The organism is Acidipropionibacterium thoenii DSM 20276 (assembly GCF_000423445.1).
Lineage (GTDB): Bacteria > Actinomycetota > Actinomycetes > Propionibacteriales > Propionibacteriaceae > Acidipropionibacterium > Acidipropionibacterium thoenii.
Window position 1 is genome coordinate 65,112 of the sequence record NZ_AUHZ01000010.1, and the last position, 19,553, is coordinate 84,664.

At 69.3% G+C, this 19,553-nt stretch carries 15 protein-coding genes; 7 read left to right on the forward strand and 8 right to left on the reverse strand.

The genetic code is table 11. From position 1 onward, the window contains the following. Positions 1-132: 132 nt before the first annotated feature. A complete protein-coding gene (locus G554_RS0104460; RefSeq protein ID WP_084648308.1) occupies positions 133-1,029 on the reverse strand; it encodes an FCD domain-containing protein in 897 nt (298 codons plus the stop codon). Between the two features lie 257 nt (positions 1,030-1,286). Between G554_RS0104460 and G554_RS0104465 the strand changes: the two genes are divergently transcribed. From G554_RS0104465 to G554_RS0104480, 4 genes are read left to right on the forward strand one after another with little or no spacing between them, the layout of a single operon-like run. After that, positions 1,287-2,975 (forward strand): L-lactate permease, encoded by a 1,689-nt coding sequence (locus G554_RS0104465; RefSeq protein WP_027586971.1) that lies wholly within the window; start codon positions 1,287-1,289, stop codon positions 2,973-2,975. A 30-nt stretch (positions 2,976-3,005) separates the two neighbouring features. Then, complete coding sequence (locus G554_RS0104470; protein WP_027586972.1) at positions 3,006-3,800, forward strand: (Fe-S)-binding protein; 795 nt, start codon at positions 3,006-3,008, stop codon at positions 3,798-3,800. A 4-nt stretch (positions 3,801-3,804) separates the two neighbouring features. Then, positions 3,805-5,340: a LutB/LldF family L-lactate oxidation iron-sulfur protein gene (locus G554_RS0104475; RefSeq protein ID WP_027586973.1), complete on the forward strand. Its 1,536-nt coding sequence runs from the start codon at positions 3,805-3,807 to the stop codon at positions 5,338-5,340. A 14-nt stretch (positions 5,341-5,354) separates the two neighbouring features. Further along, positions 5,355-6,029 carry a LutC/YkgG family protein gene (locus G554_RS0104480; protein ID WP_027586974.1) on the forward strand — a complete coding sequence of 225 codons (675 nt, stop codon included), beginning with the start codon at positions 5,355-5,357 and terminating at the stop codon, positions 6,027-6,029. A 180-nt stretch (positions 6,030-6,209) separates the two neighbouring features. Here the strand turns inward: G554_RS0104480 and cydC are convergent, their stop codons facing one another. The 4 genes from cydC to G554_RS0104500 form a co-directional block, all read right to left on the reverse strand. After that, positions 6,210-7,847: a thiol reductant ABC exporter subunit CydC gene (gene cydC / locus G554_RS0104485; protein WP_027586975.1), complete on the reverse strand. Its 1,638-nt coding sequence runs from the start codon at positions 7,845-7,847 to the stop codon at positions 6,210-6,212. Further along, complete coding sequence (locus G554_RS0104490; protein ID WP_051232447.1) at positions 7,844-9,562, reverse strand: glutathione/L-cysteine transport system ATP-binding/permease protein CydD; 1,719 nt, start codon at positions 9,560-9,562, stop codon at positions 7,844-7,846. Before G554_RS0104490 ends, cydC begins: the two co-directional genes overlap by 4 nt. 86 nt (positions 9,563-9,648) lie before the next feature. Further along, positions 9,649-10,728, reverse strand: coding sequence for a cytochrome d ubiquinol oxidase subunit II (cydB, locus tag G554_RS0104495; RefSeq protein ID WP_027586977.1), 1,080 nt, complete (start codon positions 10,726-10,728; stop codon positions 9,649-9,651). 15 nt (positions 10,729-10,743) lie between these two features. Continuing rightward, on the reverse strand, positions 10,744-12,264 hold the full coding sequence (locus tag G554_RS0104500; protein ID WP_027586978.1) for a cytochrome ubiquinol oxidase subunit I: 1,521 nt from the start codon (positions 12,262-12,264) through the stop codon (positions 10,744-10,746). Between the two features lie 204 nt (positions 12,265-12,468). Here G554_RS0104500 and G554_RS14655 point away from each other — a divergent pair, with 204 nt between their 5' ends. Beyond that, a complete protein-coding gene (locus tag G554_RS14655; RefSeq protein WP_071162151.1) occupies positions 12,469-12,903 on the forward strand; it encodes a BlaI/MecI/CopY family transcriptional regulator in 435 nt (144 codons plus the stop codon). Positions 12,904-13,067: 164 nt separating this feature from the next. On the opposite strand, the gene G554_RS0104510 is transcribed toward G554_RS14655, so the two are convergent. Beyond that, entirely contained in the window at positions 13,068-13,571 is a 504-nt protein-coding gene (locus tag G554_RS0104510; protein ID WP_027586979.1) for a flavin reductase, read from the reverse strand. 216 nt (positions 13,572-13,787) lie between these two features. Continuing rightward, a complete protein-coding gene (locus G554_RS14660; protein ID WP_051232427.1) occupies positions 13,788-14,957 on the reverse strand; it encodes a TDT family transporter in 1,170 nt (389 codons plus the stop codon). Positions 14,958-15,028: 71 nt separating this feature from the next. Here G554_RS14660 and G554_RS0104520 point away from each other — a divergent pair, with 71 nt between their 5' ends. Beyond that, complete coding sequence (locus tag G554_RS0104520) at positions 15,029-15,949, forward strand: LysR family transcriptional regulator (RefSeq protein ID WP_027586980.1); 921 nt, start codon at positions 15,029-15,031, stop codon at positions 15,947-15,949. A 198-nt stretch (positions 15,950-16,147) separates the two neighbouring features. Next, positions 16,148-17,290, forward strand: coding sequence for an iron-containing alcohol dehydrogenase (locus G554_RS0104525; RefSeq protein WP_027586981.1), 1,143 nt, complete (start codon positions 16,148-16,150; stop codon positions 17,288-17,290). Positions 17,291-17,350: 60 nt separating this feature from the next. On the opposite strand, the gene G554_RS0104530 is transcribed toward G554_RS0104525, so the two are convergent. After that, positions 17,351-19,309 (reverse strand): beta-galactosidase, encoded by a 1,959-nt coding sequence (locus tag G554_RS0104530; RefSeq protein WP_027586982.1) that lies wholly within the window; start codon positions 19,307-19,309, stop codon positions 17,351-17,353. Positions 19,310-19,553: the final 244 nt, after the last annotated feature.

A 19,553-nucleotide genomic window follows, 5' to 3' on the forward strand; every position in this document is an offset into this window, starting at 1 on the left:
GTGGGGAGGGGGTGGTGGCGTCCAGGGCGGACAGGTGTCCAGGCCAGGCCGACTGCCGAGGGGATGGTGGTGTCCGGGTCCTGAGCGGCGTCAGGGGCACGCGATACGTCCTGGCCAGCACCCAGGCCCGGCTCAGTTGAACAGCAGTCGGTAGGCCCTGCGGATGTGGTTCTCGGAGAGCCGGGCGGCCTTGTGGGGGTCGCCCTCGATGATGGCGCCCAGTATCGCGTCGTGGTGGGCGACCAGTTCCGAGCGGAACTGCTGCCAGTCGGTCAGGGCGTGCTCGGCTCTGCTGATCGGGTCGTGGACGGCCCGTCGGATGGCCACTGTGAGATCGCTCATCAGGCGGTTGGCCCCAGCCTCGGCGAGGGCGACATGGAACTGGGTGTCCAGTTCGTTGAAGGGATCTGGCTCGAGCTCGGCACGCATCCGGTCCTGCAGCGCCTTGGCCCGGGCCAGCGGTTCGGGCTCACGGCGCACCGCAGCTGCCGAGCAGGCGGCGCACTCCAGGGCCACCCGGGAGTCGGTGAGATCGGCGAAGGAGACCAGGTCCAGGGCGAGCTGGAGCCTCAGGATCCGGCCCATCGCATTGGTCGGGATGGCCTGCACCCGGGTGCCGGCGCCCCGTCCGGTCCCAGAGACCAGGATCCCTTGGGCCTGCAGCACCCGGATCGCCTCGCGGACGGCACCCCGGCTGACCCCCAGCTGGGCGGCCAGCTCGCGCTCGGCCGGCAGCCGGGTGCCGTTGGTGTAGCGGCCGGCCAGGATCTCGGCGTCCAGATGGCCCAGCGCCACCTCGAAACCGCCCTGGGACTCCAAGCCCGAGGCAGGTTGCTGGGTGGCACGGCTGGTCTGCGAGGTGGGGCTGATTGCGGCCTCGGCGACCTCGCCGAGGGGTACGTCGGCAGGGCTGGTCTCGCTGCTGCCATCGGGCCCGAGACGGGGATCGACGCCGTCAGGAGCGGGGTCGGCAGGGTCTGAGCCGGGCAGACCGGTGGTGCCTGGGATGTGGTCATGAGGTGGGGTCATGGTGCGCCTGTCATCACGCTTCGAGTGGGTGGGTAGGGGTGTCGCAACAGAACGTCGGGACGGCGGCTCTCCAGCAGACTGCCCGGCCCGGGAACCATCCAACAACTCCCCGGTCAGTCGGCTCAAGATCCTTGACACTCTCTCTGGCTACGACCTACTGTAGTTCTTTGGTAGGACCAATGGCTGATTTTTGGCATAACGGTCCAGATCCATGACCTAAATAACTCAGCCAACTACGGCGGAACAACGGAGTTTCGATGGTTCTTCTTGAGGTATTCAGACCAGACACCAACCCCCTGGGACATCAGTGGCTCTCTGCCCTGGTGGCATTCCTTCCAGTGCTGGCGATGCTTGTCACCTTGGGCGCTTTGCGTTGGAAGGCGCACTGGGCCGGCATGTTCTCCTGGGCGGTCGCCCTGCTGATCGCGATCTTCGCGTTCAAGATGCCCTTCCTGATGGCGGTCTCCTCCAGCGCTGAGGGCTTCCTCTACGGTCTCTTCCCGATCGTGTGGATCCTCATCGCGGCGATCTGGATGTACCAGCTCACGGTGGTCTCGGGCAGGTTCGATGATCTGCGCAAGACCTTCTTCCTCATCAGCGACGACCCCCGGGTGCTCGGCATCCTGATCGCCTTCTGCTTCGGCGGTCTGCTGGAGGCGCTGGCCGGCTTCGGCGCCCCGGTGGCGATCGCGGCGGCGATGCTGATCGGCATCGGCTTCGGCAAGCTGCGCGCCGCCCTCACCGCACTGGCCGCCAACACCGTCCCGGTGGCCTTCGGCGCCGTCGGCCTGCCGGTGCTGCAGGCGGCCAAGGTCTCCGGCCTGGACGTCTCGGCGGTCGCCCCCGTCTCGGCCCGGATCTGTGCTCTGCTCGGTCTGGTGGTCCCCTTCCTGATGCTGTCGATCATGGACGGCAAGAAGGGCGTCAAGCAGGTCTGGCCCTTCGGCCTGTTCGTCGGCATCGTCTTCGGCGCCACCAAGTGGATCGTCGCCTCCACCGCGCTGTACAACCTCACCGAGGTCTTCGCGGCGATCATCACCGTCGCCCTGGGCATCGTCTTCCTCAAGATCTGGCACCCGAAGGGTGGCCAGGAGGCCGCCGAGCGGATCGGCATCCCGATCGATCCGGTGCTGGAGAAGGATCCGGTCTCCGCCGAGAAGATCGTCACCTCCGACCTCACCGGCAACCGCATCTTCATGGCCCTGGTGCCCTACATCCTGGTCATCGTCGTCTTCGCGATCGCCGCCATCCCGGCCATCAAGAAGGCCATGAGCTCCGCCGACCTGCCGATGACCTGGCCGGGGCTGGGTGGTCTCCAGACCTCTGGCGGAGATCCCTCCAAGCACCTCGTCTACACCTGGCCGTGGTTCTCCCAGCCCGGCTTCCTGCTGGCCATCGTGGCCATCCTGGTGGGTCTGATCTACCGGATGAAGATCGTCGACATCTTCAAGGAGCTGTGGGTCAACGTCAAGAAGATGAAGTTCTCCGCGTTGACCATCGGCATGGTGGTGGCTCTGGCCTATGTGATGGGCGACTCCGGCCAGACCCTGGCCCTGGGCCTGTTCATCGCCGGAGCCGGCGCGGTCTACCCCTTCCTGGCACCGCTGCTGGGCTACATCGGCACCTACGTGACCGGTTCGGACACCTCGGCCAATATCCTGTTCTCCAATCTGCAGTCCACGGTCGGACAGCAGATCGGACAGAACTCGGCACTGGGTGTCGAGGGGATGCGGGGCCTGCTGGTGGGCACCGGAGCCGCCGGTGGCGTCGTCGGCAAGATGATCTCCCCTCAGTCCCTGACGGTGGCCGCCACCGCCATCGGGCTGATCGGTGGCGAGTCCGTGATCCTGCGCAAGGTGTTCAAGTACTCGATCCTGCTCATCGTTCTCATGTGCATCCTGGCTGGGCTGATGTCCACCCCGGTGCTCTCCTGGATTCTTCCCTGATATCGGTCACAAGCTCGGAGGCCTCGTTCAATGACCACTATTCCTGCTGCCGAGAGCAGCACAGCCACGCTGGCAAAGCCCGGTGGCGGCATGACCGTCGGACTGTTCATCACCTGTATCAACGATGTGATGTTCCCGCAGACCGGTCAGGCCGTCGTCAAGATCCTCGAGCGGCTGGGATGCACCGTGGAGTTCCCACGGGCCCAGACCTGCTGCGGGCAGATGACCACCAACTCCGGATACTTCGAGGAGTCCATCCCCGCCGTCAAGCAGTACGTCAAGGCCTTCTCCGGCTATGACTACGTGGTGGCCCCGTCCGGCTCGTGCACCGGTGCGGTCCGCGACCAGCACCCGATGCTGGCCCGCGAGACCGGCGACCAGGGATTCATCCGCGAGGTCGACGACGTGAGCCAGAAGCTCTACGACCTGCCCGAGTTCCTCATCGACGTGCTGGGGGTGGAGGATCTGGGCGCCTACTTCCCGCACCGGGTCACCTACCACCCGTCCTGCCACGGACGCCGTTTCCTCAAGCTCGGCGACAAGCCGGCCCGGCTGCTGAGCCACGTCAAGGGAATGACCCTGGTGCCGCTGCCGATGGAGGAGCAGTGCTGCGGATTCGGTGGCACCTTCTGCGTCAAGAACCCCGACATGAGTGCCGCGATGGCCGCCGACAAGGCCCGCCACATCCGCGAGACCGACGCCGAGTACGTGGTGGCCGGCGACAACTCCTGCCTGATGAACATCGGTGGGGTGCTGTCGCGCCAGAACTCCGGGGTCAAGGCGATCCATCTGGCCGAGATCCTGGCCAACACCGAGGAGGACTGACGCCATGGGAACCGAACTGCGTCGCATCACCGAAGGCAATCACGGGGTCGCCCGGCTGACCCCGGCGCCCGACAACGGCGGCACCTTCCTGGGCATGCCGAAGTTCCAGAAGGCCGTCAAGACCGAACTGGAGCTGAGCGTCCAGCGCAAGAACATGCGCAACGCCACCACCACGATCCGCAACAAGCGGGCGCTGCGGGTCTCCGAGTCCCCCGACTGGGAGGACGTGCGGGAGGCCGCGGCCGAGATCAAGAATCGGGTCGCCCGGCACCTCGACCACTACCTGGAGGAGGCCGAGAAGAGTCTCACCGCTCGCGGCGTCCACGTCCACTGGGCCCGTGACGGCCAGGAGGCCAACCAGATCGTCGCCGAGATCGCCAAGGCCAAGGGGGTCGACGAAGTCGTCAAGATCAAGTCGATCACCACCCAGGAGACCGATCTCAACGAGTACCTGGAGGAGCAGGGGATCGCGGCCTGGGAGACCGACCTGGCTGAGCTGATCGTTCAGCTCGGGCACGACCGCCCCTCCCACATCGTGGTTCCGGCGATCCATCGCAATCGTGCCGAGGTCCGCGAGATCTTCCTTCGCGAGATGAAGAACTACGGACGTCCGGCCCCCGAGGACGTCTCGGAGAACCCGCCGGAGCTGGCCAATGCGGCCCGCCTGCACCTGCGCGAGAAGTTCCTGCGCGCCAAGGTGGCGGTCTCCGGTGGCAACTTCGTGCTGGCCGACACCGGCTCCCTGGTGATCGTGGAGTCCGAGGGCAATGGCCGGATGTGCCTGACCCTTCCCGACACCCTCATCTCGATGGTGGGCATCGAGAAGATCCTGCCGAGCATCGACGACCTCGAGGTCTTCCTCAAGCTGCTGCCCCGTTCGGCGACCGGTGAGCGGATGAACCCGTACAACTCGGTGTGGAGCGGCGTCACCGAGGGGGACGGCCCCCAGGAGCAGCACGTCATCTTCATGGACAACGGGCGGACCAATGTGCTGGCCGACCCGGTGGGCCGCGAGGTGCTGCGGTGCATCCGGTGCGCCTCCTGTATCAACACCTGCCCGGTCTACGAGCGGGCCGGCGGGCACGCCTACGGCTCGGTCTACCCCGGCCCGATCGGGATCTCGCTGACCCCGCAGCTGCGCGGCGTCGACGATCCGGTCGACCGCGCGATGCCCTACGCCTGCTCGCTGTGCGGGGCCTGCAATGAGGTGTGCCCGGTCAAGATCCCGTTGACCGACATCATCCTGCACCTGCGCCACCGGGTGGCCCAGGCCGAGAAGGCGGACCGCTTCGGGGAGGACGCCGAGGGCACCGTCGAGCGCAATCTCATGAAGACCGCCGGTTGGGTGCTGGGCGATGCCAAGCACTTCGAGGCGGTCCAGGCGGCCACCCGCAGCGCCGGTTGGGCGTTGAAGGGCAAGCCGCTGGGACCGATCCCGGTCCCGATCGCCGAGCGCTGGCTGAAGTACCGCGACGTCCAGGCGCCGCCGACCCAGACCTTCCGCGCCTGGTGGAAGAAGAACCAGAAGGAGGGCAAGTGATGACTGCCCAGACCATGACCGAGCGCGACGCCGAGGCGCGCGCCGAGATCCTCGCCCGGGTGCGTCAGGCGACCACCGACATCACCGACAAGAACCTGGAGTCCGACACCCCGATCAAGTGGGAGTACGGCCGCGGGATCGAGATGGACGACGTGGTGGGGACCTTCGTCCAGAAGGTCATCGACTACTCGGCCACGGTCGTGCGGGTCGCTCCGCAGGATGTGCCGGCGGCAGTCGTCGATGGCCTGAAGGCCACCGGTGCCGATGCCTCAGCGGTGGTCCCGGCCGGGCTGGACGCCGCCTGGGTCGATGCGATCCGCGCGGCGGGGATCGAGGTCCGGGTCGATGATCCGGCGCTGAGCAAGGAGGTCCTCAACGACACCCAGGCGGTCGTGACGGCTGCGGCCTGCGGGGTGGCCGACACCGGCACCATCGTGCTGGACCACCTGGCGGATCAGGGACGCCGTGCGATCACCCTGGTGCCCGACCGCCACGTGTGCGTGGTACTGGCATCCCAGGTGGTCTCCGATGTCCCCGAGGCCGTCCAGATCGTCAAGCCGGCCGTGCTGGAGGGCCATCCGCTGACCTGGATCTCCGGTGGGTCGGCGACCAGCGACATCGAGTTGTCGCGGGTCGATGGTGTGCACGGGCCCCGTCAGCTGTACGTCGTGGTGATCGACGACATCTGAGGATCCGCTGGCTGAGCCACGGGTGGATCCGATCACCGGTGGCCGACAGCATCTGATGCCCAGGGGCGTCGTTCCGGTTCAGGCCGGGGCGGCGCCCCTGTCGCGTCTCCGAGCGGCTGCGGGCGTCGGTTCCGGGGACCGGCCGGGCGAGGAGGCGCCGGGCCCGGGCGCAACGGGCCGTCAGCCGATCCGCCAGATCCGGTCGCAGCGGGCCATCACCTCAGGGTCATGGGTGATGACGAGCATCGCCGAGCCGGCGGCCGAGGCCCACAGGTTGTCCATCAGCTGGGCCGAGGTCTCCGAGTCCAGGTGCTCGGTGGGCTCGTCGAGGATCAGCAGCGGCGGCTGCGGCTCGGGCAGGTCGGCCGGCAGGTGGTCGACCAGCACCCGGGCCAGCGCCAGGCGCTGAGCCTCCCCTCCGGACAGGGTGGCGCCGTCCTCCCCGACGATCCGGTCGGGGGACATCTCCAGTCCGGCGTGCAGCAGTGCCGAGACCACCTCGGGGTCGGTGGCGTCGCGGTCGCCGATCCTGACATTCTCGGCGATCGAGGTCGCGAAGACGTGGGCGTGCTGGGCCAGGTAGCGCACCCGCCCGGTGGTCTCGACGGTGCCGCCGACCGCCGGGATCAGCCCCATCACGGTGGCGGCCAGAGTCGTCTTGCCGATCCCCGAGGGTCCGACCACCGCGACCTTCTGGCCGGCGGCCAGGTCCAGGTCAAGGCCCGCCAGCACCGGCGGATGGCCGGGCCAGCCGACCGTCAGGTCGGCGAGATGGAGTCCCGGCGGATCGGCGGCCAGCACATGGACCCCGTCGACGTGGGCCTTCACGGAGTCCCCCGAGCCCACCGGCGGGGCGTCCAGCACCTCGACCACCCGATCCAGCGCGCCAGTGGCCCGGGTGAAGGTCTGCGCCGCCGAGGTGAACTCCGAGAAGACCTCGTGAAGGGCCAGCGGGGTGAGCACCAGGACCGCCAGGATCCGGCCGCCCATCTGACCCGAGGCCACCGCCTGACCGCCGATCAGCAGGGCTCCGATCACCGCGACGCCGGCCGCCAGTACCTGCCCGCCGGAGGCCAGCCCCCGCACCCGGGCGGCCCTGCGCTCGGCGGTCCGAAGCCGGGAGTCGACCTCCAGCACGCGGTGCAGGGCCGGACCCTCGGCCCCCAGTGCCACCAGGTCAGGGGCCATCATGGCCAGCTCCCGGGTGCGGTCGGCCAGCTCCCCCCGCAACGGCGTCATGGTGGCGTCGGCGGCCCGCGAGACCCGCTGGGTGAGCCAGGGGAGCACCACCCCGGCCAGCAGCGCCGAGCCCAGCAGCACCGCCGCCGAGCCGACCGAGAACCGTCCGAGGAGGACCGTCGTCCCGACGATCACCAGGGAGGCCGCGCAGGCCGGCACCACCACCCGGACCACCAGATCCAGCACCGCCTCGACGTCGGCGGTGACCCGCACCAGCAGGTCCCCGTGGCGGCGTCCCAGCAGGGTGGTGCCCGACAGCCGCCGGTACACCCGCATCCGCAGCGCGCTCTGCATCCGCAGCGCCAGGTCGTGGCTCACCAGCCGGTCGGCATAGCGGAAGACCCCGCGCGAGATGCCGAAGAACCGGACGCCGACCGCGGCGGCCTCCAGATAGAGCACCGGGGGCATCTCGGCGGCCCGCGACAGCAACCATCCGGCGACCCCCATCAGGGCCACCGAGGCTCCCGAGGCGCATCCCGACAGCAGCACCGACAGGGCCAGCAGGGCCCGTCCGCGGGGGACGTCGCCCAGCAGCATTCCCAGCAGCCGGGAGGCCGGGGATCTCTGCGGCCGGCTCATGAGGCCACCTGCGCGGACTCCAGGGTGATGACCCGGTCGGCATCCTGGAGCACCTGCGGCCGGTGACTCACCACCAGCACCGAGGCGCCCAGTGCGCGCACGGTGGCCAGCACGGTGGACTCGGTGGCATCGTCCAGACCGGCGGTGGGCTCGTCGAGGATCAGCATCCCGGCGCCGTCCTGCTCGACCCGCAGCAGCGCCCGGGCCAGCGCCACCCGGCGTCGCTCCCCGGCCGACAACCCCTCGGCATCGTCGTCGACCTCCTTGTCGAGGGCCAGCCGGGTGCCGCCGCAGCGGTCCAGGGCGTCTCGCAGCTGGGCGTCCGTGGCCGCCGGGTAGCCCAGCAGCAGGTTGTCGGCGACGCTGCCGCGCATCATCCCGGGGTTCTGCGGGACATAGGCCAGACGCCGCCGCCAGGCCGCCCAGCTGGCCGGTGGGGCGGCGGTGAGATCGACCCCGCCGACCTGGATCCGGCCGGATTCGGGGGTCAGGAAGCCGAGCAGGCAGTCCAGGGCGGTGGTCTTGCCCGAGCCGGAGTGCCCGGCCAGGGCGACGGTCTCGCCCGGGTCGACCCGCAGGCTGAGACCCGACAGCGCCGGCGGGGTGTGCGGGGATACCACGCGATCGGGGGAGGATGCGCCACCGGCGGCGGGTGTGCGACCTGCGGCGGGCGCGCCACCGGAGGCGGGCGTGCCACCGGGGGAGCGGCGGGCATCGGGGTAGCGGTAGGTCAGACCCTCGAGGAGCACGGGCGCCTCGCGAGGTGAGGGGACCTCGGTCGGCCGGGCGGCGGAGGAGGATCCGGCAGGCCCGCCGACCGGCGTCCGCCCCCTCTCGATCACCGCGAAGGCCGCCTCGGCAGCCGCCATGCCGTCCGCCGAGTCGTGGTAGCGGGCGCCGACCTCGCGGACCGGCAGGTAGACCTCGGGGGCCAGGATGAGGATGAACAGGGCGGTGCGCAGGTCCATCCCGCCGCCGGCCACCCGGAATCCGATGGTCACCGCCACCAGGGCCACCGACAGGGTGGCCAGCAGTTCCAGTGCGAAGGAGGACAGGAAGGACACCCGCAGGGTGCGCATCGTCTCGCTGCGATTGGCCCCCTCGGTGCGGCGCAGGCCCTCCAGCTGGGCGCGGGCCCGGCCGAACACCTGGAGGGTGACCAGTCCCGTCATCAGGTCGGCGAAGTGATTGGCCAACCGGGTCTGGACCCGGAATCGTCGGGCCATCGCGGCCTCGGTGCGCCAGCCGATCAGGGCCATGAAGACCGGGATCAGCGGAATGGTGACGGCGATGATGATGACGCTGGTGAGATCCTGCAGCCCGATCGCCACCGCCAGCACCACCGGCACGATGCAGGCCAGCACGAGCTGGGGGAGGTACTTGGCGTAGAACCCGTCGAGGGCGTCCAGGCCGGTGGTGATGAGGGTGATGAGGGTGCTGGAGGTCACCGTGGCATCGGTGGGATGGGACAGCCGGGCGCTCACCAGGTCACCGCGAAGCTGTGACTTCACCTGGGCGGCGGCGCGGTGGGAGAGCCATTCGGTGGCCCAGGAGGTCACCGCCCGGCCGGCGAAGACGGTCCCCAGCAGGAGGCACCAGCGGCCCAGCCCGTCGGTGCGATGGGTGGCGAAGACCGACGAGATCGCCCGGGCCAGCAACCAGGCCTGACACAGCACCAGGACGGCCGTGACCACTCCGGTGACGCACAGCGCCACCAGGAAGGGCACGGTCGCCCTGGCCCGGTGCAACAACCGGGGGTCGATGGGACCCGCCACAGGCACTCAGGCGGTCCGGGGGGCCATCAGTGAGCGCCCTGGGGAATGGACTCCCGTGAGATCCGCTTGCGGAACACCCAGTAGGACCATGCCTGGTAGGCGAGCACGATCGGTACCATCACACCGGCGCTGATCGTCATGATCTTGAGGGTGTAGGGGCTCGAGGAGGCGATCCACATGTCGAAGTCGACGCCGACCGGGCGGAATCCGATATTGCCCCACATCTTGATGAACATCGCGATCATCATCACCGCGATCGCCAGGCCGTTGAGCAGGAAGGCCCGACCGTCCTTCTCGGACCTGGAGAACAGCGTCGCACCGACCACCAGGAGCACCGCGAGGATCCCCAGGATCCAGGTGAGCAGATGGGCGGTGGCGTCGGCGGGGGCGTACATGGTGTTGAACATCACGGCCCAGACCGCCATCAGGGCCGCGGCCAGCCAGCCGAGCCGGGTGGCGAAACGGCCGGCCCGGTAGTGCATCCGGCCGGTGGTCTTCAGCGAGACGAAGCCGGCGCCGTGGGCGCAGAACAGGATCACGAAGAGCAGCCCGCCGACCAGGGCGAAGGGGGTGAACAGACCCCAGAAGGAGGTCGTCACCAGCGGCGCCGGCCCGTTGATGGTCTGATGGGGCCCCAGTTCCACGCCGCGCACGAAGTTCGCGAAGCCGACGCCGAGCACCAGACTCGGCAGCAGGGAGCCGATGGTGGCCATCCAGTCGAAGGTGTTGCGCCACTGCGAGGAGGGGTGCTTGGAGCGGTACTCGAAGGAGACGCCGCGGATGATCAGGCCGAACAGGACCAGCAGCAGGGGCAGGTAGAGCCCGGAGAACAGCGTCGCGTACCAGCCGGGGAAGGCTGCGAACATCGCGCCGCCGGCCGTGATGAGCCACACCTCGTTGGCGTCCCAGGTCGGGCCGATGGTGTTGACCATCACCCGCTTGTCGGTCTCGTCCTTGGCGAGGAAGGGCAGCAGCATGGCGACGCCGAAATCGAATCCCTCGAGGAAGAAGAATCCGACCCACAGCACCGCGATGAGGATGAACCACACCGGCGTCAGCGCGGAATGGGCAACCTCGAGAACGGACATCTCAAGAATGGGGAACATGAACTGCAACACCCCTCAGTACGCGAAGGACAAGGGGGCGTCCTCGTCCTGATGGTGGTCGGTGTCGATCGGCTCGACGTCGGGAAGGCCCTTGTGGATCTGCTTCCACAGCAGCCCCACCTCGACGACCGCCAGAACGCCGTAGACCAGGGTGTAGATGATCAATGAGGTCAGCACCGAACCGGCGGAGACCCCGGCGGAGACCCCCTCGGTGGAGGGCAGCACGCCGGCCACGATCCAGGGCTGGCGGCCCATCTCAGTGAAGATCCAGCCGAAGGAGTTGGCCAGCAGTGGTGCGATCGGCACCAGCACCAGGACCAGGGACAGCCACTTCATGTGCGCCGGGTTACGACCCTTGGCGATCCAGACCAGCATCACCAGGCCCGCCAGGATGGCCAGCATTCCCAGCGTGATCATGATCCGGAAGGTCCAGTAGGTGACCGGGATATTGGGTTGCAGCCTGATTCCGGAGGCCGCCACGTGCCTCTGCAGGACCTGCTGGTAGCTGGACTGCAGGGAGGTCTGCGAACCGTCCCGGCGGTGGTAGCTGTACTCGTTGAGGTCGACGTCCTTGAGCTCGTTGATGCCCTTGATCGGCTCCCCCCACTTGCCGGTGCCGAGGTATCCGAGCAGCCCGGGCACCTTGATCGCGAAGATCTCCTGGGAGCCGTCCAGCTTGCCGATGGTCAGCAGTGAGAAGTCGGCGGTGGAGTCGAAGGCGCCCTCGGCCGAGGCCATCTTCATCGGCTGGACGTCGGTCATCACCTTGCCCTGGTAGTCGGCCGAGATCACGGTGAAGACGCCGGCGACGATGAGGACCCAGGCGCCGAACTTCGTCGCCCAGCGCCAGGTGCGGGTCTCCTCGACCTCGCCGGCGTCGGTGATCGCGGTGGTGTGACGACCGTGGGCGACCCTGGACAGGTGGAAGAAGGCGACCGCGGCGATCAGCGCGCCGCCGACCACGAAGCAGGCCGACAGCTGGTGCATCAGGGTGGCCTTGAGGACCGGGTTGGTGAGCACGGCGCCGAAGTCGGTGAGCTCGGCGCGGTGGGTCTGCGGGTTGTAGGTGGCCCCGACCGGGTTCTGCATCCAGGAGTTGGCGGCCAGGATGAATACCGCCGAGAGCAGCGTCGCGATGGCGGTGAGGTAGATGGTGGCCAGATGGACCTTCTTGGGGAGGCGTCCCCAGCCGAAGATCCACAGCCCCACGAAGGTGGACTCCATGAAGAAGGCGATCAGTGCCTCCAGGGCCAGCGGGGCCCCGAAGATGTCGCCGACGAAGCGGGAGTACTCCGACCAGTTCATCCCGAACTGGAACTCCTGCACGATGCCGGTGACCACACCCAGGGCGAAGTTGATGAGGAAGAGGTTTCCGTAGAACTTCGTGAGCCTCAGGTAGCGGTCATTCTTGGTCTTGAGCCAGATCGTCTGCAGAACGGCGACCAGCATCGACAGCGAGATGGTGATCGGGACGAAGAAGAAGTGGTAGACCGTCGTGATCCCGAATTGCCATCGGGCGATCAGTTGGGCATCCATAGCGCTGAACCTACTACCAGCGGTCGTATCAGTCCACACGAGCCGGTGCCGGAATCCTACTGGTGAGCGGGTCGTTGCCGTCCACCGGGGTGGCCTTTTCGCTGCGGGGTGAACGGTGTATGGCCGGGCCGGGACGCCCCTGCCGGGCGCGCGGCTTACTACGAAGTGTCGTATCTGTGGCGTGTGGTGGCTACACTGTGGCGCATGGCCGTCCTGGGAGATCTGGAGCACCGCATCATGGAGGTGCTGTGGACCACCGATGAGCCGATGTCGGTCCGCGATGTCCACGAGGTGCTGCTGGGCGAGGGGAAGATCGCCTACACCACGGTGATGACGGTGCTCGACCGGCTGGCCAAGAAGGATGTCGTCTCCCGTCACCAGGAGTCGCGGGCGTGGATCTACCGGCCCGCCCGCTCCAAGGCCGAGTTCATGGCCGGGGAGCTGGGCCAGGTGCTCAATGAGGCCGGATCGGATCGGTGCGAGGTGCTGGCCGCCCTGGTGCCGACCCTGGATCCCAAGGACCTCGGGGCGCTGGCCAGTGCGTTGGACCGGGCGGCTCAGAGTTTCCGGTCGGCACAGGCCGCTGCGGCGCCGAGATCCTCGGAGGCCGCCGAGTCCGTCGAGTCTGTCGAGTCCTGAACCCGGGGGTCCGGTTCCCGGCCGTCTGTCAGCAGCCGCAGGCCTTGACTCCGAGATGTTCGGCTCTGGCCTGCGTCCGTTCTGTTCTGTTCGGCTCTGGCCTGGGCGCGTTCTGTTCTGTCTGGCTCTGGCCTGGGTCCGTTCTGCCGGGCTGAGTGGCGGCCTCACAGCGTGCGGTATCTGCCCCTGATGTGATGCAGCGGGGCCGGGTCCTCGGTGATCTCGATGTGCTGGAGGGTGCCGGTGACCTCCAGCAGCCAGCCCAGCGGGCGGGGCTGCTCGATCCCGATCCCGGCCCAACTGCGTTGTGCCAGTCTCGGACCCCACTCGGAGTCCTCCCAGTCCCCGCGGGCAAAGGGCCCTCTCAGCGAGGGCAGTGCCCCGGAGAAGGTCTCGGAGATCTCCTCGTCCGGGCCGTCCAGCAGGCTGATGGCGATCCTCGCGGTGTCGGCGGCGAGCTCGGCCAGGTCGGAGTCGACGTTGACCAGCCCGACCACCCGCCACGGGCTGCCGGGCACCACCATCATCGAGGAGACCGTCAGCCCCGCGGCGGCATCGTCCAGGGCACCGGCCGCCCAGATGGTGACCCGGGCCCCCAGCCGGCCGCGCAGCTGGCGGGCCGGCTCGTTGATGGGGTCGGCGAAGGGGTTGGTGGAGTGGATGGTCACGAGATCAGCCTATGAGAGGCCGTCCGGGAGGCGGAAGGGATCGTTGCCGGGGATGGGAGGGATGGCTGCCGGGGGTGGAAGGGATCGCTGCCGGGGACAGGGTGCGCAGATCACTCCGCAGAGCGGGGTTGCTGCACTCTCAGCTGCACGAACCCCCGTCTGCGGAGTGATCTGCGCACTCGCAGGCGACATCGTCTCGGATCGGTGCCCCGGAGGTCATGAGCCGGGCTGCTGGGAGGGGTTCGAGATGCCGGTGGGCTGCCGGCGGCTGCCGCCAGGGCGGCCGGCGGCCAGCTGGAGGACCAGCGGCCGGAGCGAGGCGATCACGCACAGTGTCCAGGTGCCCAGCAGGACGATCCAGGCGACCGTGCTGGCGATCGCGTAGCCGCTCAGATGGGATCCCTTGGCGAGGTTGAAGGCGCCCAGCGAGAGGGTCCCGATGGGGAAGGTGAGGGCCCACCAGCCCGGTGAGAAGGGCATTCCGTTGCGCATCCCGTGGACGGTGACGCTGATCGCCAGTGCCACCAGAGGAATGGCGATCGACAGCATCAGGTAGCCGTAGACGTCGGCGATGGTGTGGGCGGCCGGTGCGGCTGCCGGGAGGAGGAATCGCTCGCTCTGCCCCGCGATCGCCTGAGCTGCGGCGGTCGACTGGCCGACCACACCCAGCGGGATCCACGAGGAGATCGACAGCGGCACCGGGATGGGGTCGATGCGCAGATGGTGATGGTAGGCCGCCGTGAAGATGACGATCCCCAGGGTCAGCGAGCACACGAAGCAGGCGCCCAGGAAGGTCAGCAGCCCCAGCGCGGCCAGCGGGGAGGACAGCTGGGCCACGAAGGGGGCGCCGGAGGTGGCCGAGACCATCGGGGGCACGATCGCCAGCCCCCAGGCCGGTCGGGGCTCCGCCGGACGGTTCCGGAGCAGGGCCACGGCGAAACCGAAGGTGCTGAGGAAGCCGATCACCGTGCCGATCAGCCACAGCGTCCGGTCGGCACTCCAGGCGAGCTCGGTGAGGGCCGGGTTCCAGGCCGGCAGCACGGCGCCGGTCGCCGCCCCGACGGCGAGAATGCCCATCGCCACCATGCCCCAGGCCGAGGAGCCGACCCCGCTCACCGAGGCCCGCCAGACCTGCACTGACCGCGCGACCCGCACCATGAAGGTCGCGGCGAAGGACACCATCAGCAGCCAACCGGCGATCAGGAAGAAGCGGGCCAGCAGAGCCCCGGCGCCCCAGGCGCCGACGTGCAGCTGGGTGAGAGTGCCGAGGATCCCGGTCCCCATCACCGCCCCCCACCACGGCGGACCCATCGGTACCAGGGCGGGGGCGGGCAGAGCCTCGACGACCACGGATGGTGAGGAGCTCAGCTGTCGTGTGGTGACCATATCGAGCAGCCTGCTCGCGGCGGGCCCGCTGCGGTAGCCGTCATCTCCTCATGGGGGCATATCATGTGCGCATGTCCCGGTGGCCCGATCTGAGCGCCCTGGAGGTGCTGATCGCGGTCGTCGACCACGGCAGTCTGTCGGCGGCGGCCCGCAGCCTGCAGATGGCCCAGCCCAATGCGAGCCGCTCGGTGACCAGGCTGGAGCACAGCCTGGGTCTGCCGCTGCTGCGCCGCAGCACGACCGGGTCGGCGCCGACTCCCGAGGGGCTGCTGGTGGTCGAGTGGGCGAGGCCACTGCTCGCCTCGGCGCACGATCTGCTGTCGAACGCCCGGACCCTCAGCCACCAGGGTTCCGGCCATCTCGCCGTCTCGGCGAGCCAGACCATCTCCGAGCATCTGCTGCCGGGCTGGCTGGCGGCCCTGCGGGCGGTCAGCCCAGCCGTGCGGGTCAATGTCCGGGTCACCAACACCGCCGCGGTCCTGGATGACCTGCAGGGCGGCCAGTGCGACCTCGGGTTCATCGAGGGTCCGATCCCGCGGCGCTCGGCACACCTCGCCACGGTCGGACAGGACGAACTGGTGCTGGTGGTCGCCCCGGGCCATCCCTGGGCCCGCCGGGACCGTCCGATCCGTCCCGAGGACCTCCACGACGGCAGCCTGATCACCCGCGAGTCGGGATCGGGGACCCGCCGGGTCCTCGACGACGCGCTGGGCCGGCCCGTCACGCCGCGGCTCGAGCTCGGCAGCAATGCCGCGGTGCGGGTCGCCGTACTGTCGGGGGCCGGGCCGGCGGTGCTCAGCAGGCTGGCCGTCGCCGACGCGATCACCGCCGGGTCGCTGATCGCCCTGCAGATCCAAGGGGTCGGGCTGCGACGCCGGCTGTGCGCGGCGTGGACCGGACCACGGCCGTTGGGCGGGCCGGCCGGCGAGCTGGTGAGGATCGCCACCGGTGCGGCGACCCGGCACGCGGACCCCTCGGCCGGCACCGGCTGAGAAGCCGTCACGGCACCCGGTGGAGCGGCGATCACGGCACCGGTGGCAGGGCCATCACGGCACCCGGAGGAGTGGGTGGCCGGACCCCTCGCCCGCCCGGTACCGGGAGGTGTCAGCCGACCCGCGGGACGGGGCTGGCAGGATGGGGAGGCGGGCCGGGACGCCGCCCGGACATCGTCGTCACAGGAGGGCCACACGATGGATTTCAACTTCGCGACCGCCGGCAGGATCCTCTTCGGGCCGGGCCGATTCGCAGAACTCGGCCAGATCGTCGCGGGTTTCGGGCCCACGGTGATGATCGTGGCCGGTGGTCATGCCGCCGAGCTGCCAGGCCTGGACAGCCTCGGTGCCGAGCGCAACCTGGTGCGTACCGGCGGGGAGCCCACCATCCCCCAGGTGACCAAGGCCGTGGCGGCGGCCCGGGCGCTGAGGCCCGACGTCATCGTCGCGGTCGGTGGCGGCTCGGCCATCGACACCGCCAAGTCGGTCGGGATCCTGGCCCGCAACCAGGGCGACATCATGGATCACATCGAGGTGGTGGGTCGCGGGATCCCGTTGGAGCCGGTCTCCATCCCGGTGATCGCCTGCCCGACCACCTCGGGGGCCGGCGCCGAGGTGACGGCCAACTCCCCGATCATCTCCCCCGAGCACGGCGTCAAGGCCAGTCTCCGCTCCCCGGCGATGCTGCCGGCGGTGGCTCTGGTCGATCCGGAGCTGACCCTGTCCAGCCCTCCCTCGGTGACGGCGTCATCGGGATTCGACGCCCTGACCCAGTGCATCGAGCCCTACGTCTCGGGCAAGGCCAATGTGCTCACCGACCAGTTGGCCGCCGAGGGGATTCGGCGCGGCGCCACCGGTCTGAGGGCGGCCTGGACCGATGGTTCTGATCTGGCGGCGCGCACCGACATGAGCATCTGCTCACTGTTCGGCGGGCTCAGCCTGGCCAACGCGAAACTCGGCGCCGTGCACGGCCTGGCGGCCCCGGTCGGCGGGATGACCGGGGCCGCCCATGGGCAGGTGTGCGCGGCGATGCTGGCCGCGGCGACCCGGGTCAATGTCACAGCGATGACCGAGCGCCAGCCCGGCAATCCGGCGCTGGTCAAGTACCTTCAGGTGGCCCGGTTGCTCACCGGGGACCCCAGCGCCTCGGTGGCCGATGGCATTGAGTGGCTGGCCGGGATCGTGGCAGACCTCCAGGTCCCCGGCCTGGCGGCTCTGGGGCTGCGGGACAGCCAGGTAGACGAGGCGGCCGCGGGAGCGCTGAGGGCCTCCAGCATGAAGGGCAACCCCATCGTGCTGAGCCATCATGAGGTGGTCGAGATCATCGAGTCCTCGATGTGACCAGCGGGACCCGATCCGGCACCCGAGGATCCGGGGTCGGATCAGTCAGGACTCGACCGGTCAGGGCCGGATCGGTGAGTCCAGGATCGGCGCCAGCAGGGTGGCGATGGTCGCTCCCGGGCGCGGGTGGAGGTCCATCACGACGATCTCATTGACCGGCGCCTCAGGGTCTGCGCCCTCGGGGCCGGCGGCCCGGACGAGGGGAGCGGGGACGTAGAGGGTGCGCTGGGGCCCGCGGTCCCAGAATCGTCCCAGGCAGACGCCGTTGAACCAGACCAGCCCCTTGCCCCAGCCCTCGGTGTCGAGGAAGAGGTCCTGGCTGGTGGGGCAGCTCAGGGTTCCGCGGCGCAGCACGGGACGGCCGTGGTGGGCCGGCCGGGTGCTGGCCAGCCGGGAGAGGTTCGGGGGTACCGGCAGGTAGCGCCATCCGGTGAGCTCCACGGGCTCGGTGGCGGTGGGGTCGTCCGAACGACCCGCATCATCGAGGCCCTCGGATACCGGCGGCGTGCCGAGGGGGGAGTCGGTGTCGACGGCCGGTTCGTCGCCGGACTCGGCGGTCTCCCCGGACTCGCCGGTCTCAGCGGGACGCAGCAGGGCCGGGCCGATGAGCCCCTTGGGCTCGCCGATCCTGGCGGCGTAGTTGATCCGGCCCTGGTCCTCGACGAGCAGGGCGAGATCGTAGTGGCCGGCGGGCAGCGTCACCGAGGTCACCTCGTCCTGACGCGAGAGCACCCCGATCGGCACCCCGCCGGCGAAGACCACGGCGCGGTCGCGGACCTCGGCGAAGGACAACTCGGCGGGGGCCTCGAGGCCGACCCGGGTGCGGTAGAGGGCGAAGCCGCGGAACTGTCCCATCTGGTCCATGGTGGGCAGCTGGTCGGGAACCGCCCAGTCGGCGGTCGCCTCCACCGACTCGATGAGGTCGGTCTCCTGGCTGAACCGGTCGGTCAACGCCGGCGCGGTCGGCGACTGCCCGTGCGGCGGCTCCGCAGCCGGCTGCGGCTCCTCGGCGTACCGGCCGATCACCTCCCGGAAGGCCCAGTACTTGGCGCCGGGACGGCCCGCCTCGTCCAGGGGTGCGTTGTAGTCGTAACTGGTGACCGTGGGCCGGTAGCCGTCGTCCCAGTTGGCGCCATTGCCGAGGGCGAAGTTGGTCCCCCCGCAGAACATGTACAGATTGACCGAGGCCCCGGTCGACAGCAGGTCGTCCAGATCCGCCGCGGCGGCGGCCGCATCGGTGGCATGGTGCGGCACGCCCCAGTGGTCGAACCAGCCGTTCCAGTACTCCATCGCCATCAGCGGCCCGGTGGGCTGATGGCGTCGCAGGGTCTCCATCGCCTCCAGGGATCTCGAACCGAAGGACGCCGTGCGGTGCAGTCCGGGCACCGAGCCGTTGGCCTGCATGTCGTCCTCGGCCCCGTCGACGCTGGTCAGCGGGACCGTGATCCCGGCGTCCCGGGTGATCTGGACCAGCTTGCTCAGGTAGGACGGGTCGGCGCTGAAGGAGCCGTACTCGTTCTCGACCTGGACCAGGATCACCGGTCCGCCCCGGTCGATCTGGTGGGGCGCGATCACCTCGCCGACCCGCCTCAGGTAGCGCTCGACCTCGGCCATGAAGACCGGCTCGTCATGGCGGACGCCGGCCCTCCCGTCGGCGAACAGCCAGCCGGGCAGACCGCCGTTGTTCCACTCGGCACAGATATAGGGCCCGGGCCGCACGATGGCGTGCATCCCTTCGGCGGCCACCGTCTCCAGGAAGGCTGCCAGGTCCAACCCGCCCTCGAAGGACCCCGACCACGGTCCCGAGCCGCCCTGCCAGGACCACTGCCCTCTCACGGGCTCGTGGGCGTTCCAGGGGAGATAGGTCTCGATGGTGTTGAGCCCCATCAGTCTGGCCTGGTGAATCCGGTCGGCCCACTGATCCGGATGGATCCGGAAGTAGTGGAGGGCGCCTGACAGGATCCGGTACGGCTGGCCGTCGAGCAGAAAGTCGTGCTCGCCGATGGCGAAGGTGGTCAAGAGCTACTCCTCATCAGATGGTGCTCATCAGGTGGTCCTCGGCGGATGGTCCGAGGGAACGGACAGCCCCGGGCGCCGGGTGGGCGAGTATCCCGGGGTGGGTTGCGGGATGGCTGGGTTGCAGACTGGCTGCCTGCACGGCGGGCCGGGAAGCAGACTGGCTGACTGCACGGCGAGCCGGGTCGCAGGATGGCCCAGTTGCCCGGTTGCCCGGTTGCCCGGAGGGCCGCGCCACAGGGCGGGC

Excerpts from the sequence above, each read along its gene's own strand:
- G554_RS0104525 (WP_027586981.1), top strand. The coding sequence starts at position 16,148 with ATGGATTTCAACTTCGCGACCGCCGGCAGGATCCTCTTCGGGCCGGGC.
- G554_RS0104520 (WP_027586980.1), top strand. The coding sequence starts at position 15,029 with ATGTCCCGGTGGCCCGATCTGAGCGCCCTGGAGGTGCTGATCGCGGTC.
- cydC (WP_027586975.1), bottom strand. The coding sequence starts at position 7,847 with ATGAGCCGGCCGCAGAGATCCCCGGCCTCCCGGCTGCTGGGAATGCTG.
- G554_RS14655 (WP_071162151.1), top strand. The coding sequence starts at position 12,469 with ATGGCCGTCCTGGGAGATCTGGAGCACCGCATCATGGAGGTGCTGTGG.
- cydB (WP_027586977.1), bottom strand. The coding sequence starts at position 10,728 with ATGTTCCCCATTCTTGAGATGTCCGTTCTCGAGGTTGCCCATTCCGCG.
- G554_RS0104465 (WP_027586971.1), top strand. The coding sequence starts at position 1,287 with ATGGTTCTTCTTGAGGTATTCAGACCAGACACCAACCCCCTGGGACAT.
- G554_RS14660 (WP_051232427.1), bottom strand. The coding sequence starts at position 14,957 with ATGGTCACCACACGACAGCTGAGCTCCTCACCATCCGTGGTCGTCGAG.
- G554_RS0104475 (WP_027586973.1), top strand. The coding sequence starts at position 3,805 with ATGGGAACCGAACTGCGTCGCATCACCGAAGGCAATCACGGGGTCGCC.
- G554_RS0104460 (WP_084648308.1), bottom strand. The coding sequence starts at position 1,029 with ATGACCCCACCTCATGACCACATCCCAGGCACCACCGGTCTGCCCGGC.
- G554_RS0104480 (WP_027586974.1), top strand. The coding sequence starts at position 5,355 with ATGACCGAGCGCGACGCCGAGGCGCGCGCCGAGATCCTCGCCCGGGTG.
- G554_RS0104470 (WP_027586972.1), top strand. The coding sequence starts at position 3,006 with ATGACCACTATTCCTGCTGCCGAGAGCAGCACAGCCACGCTGGCAAAG.
- G554_RS0104500 (WP_027586978.1), bottom strand. The coding sequence starts at position 12,264 with ATGGATGCCCAACTGATCGCCCGATGGCAATTCGGGATCACGACGGTC.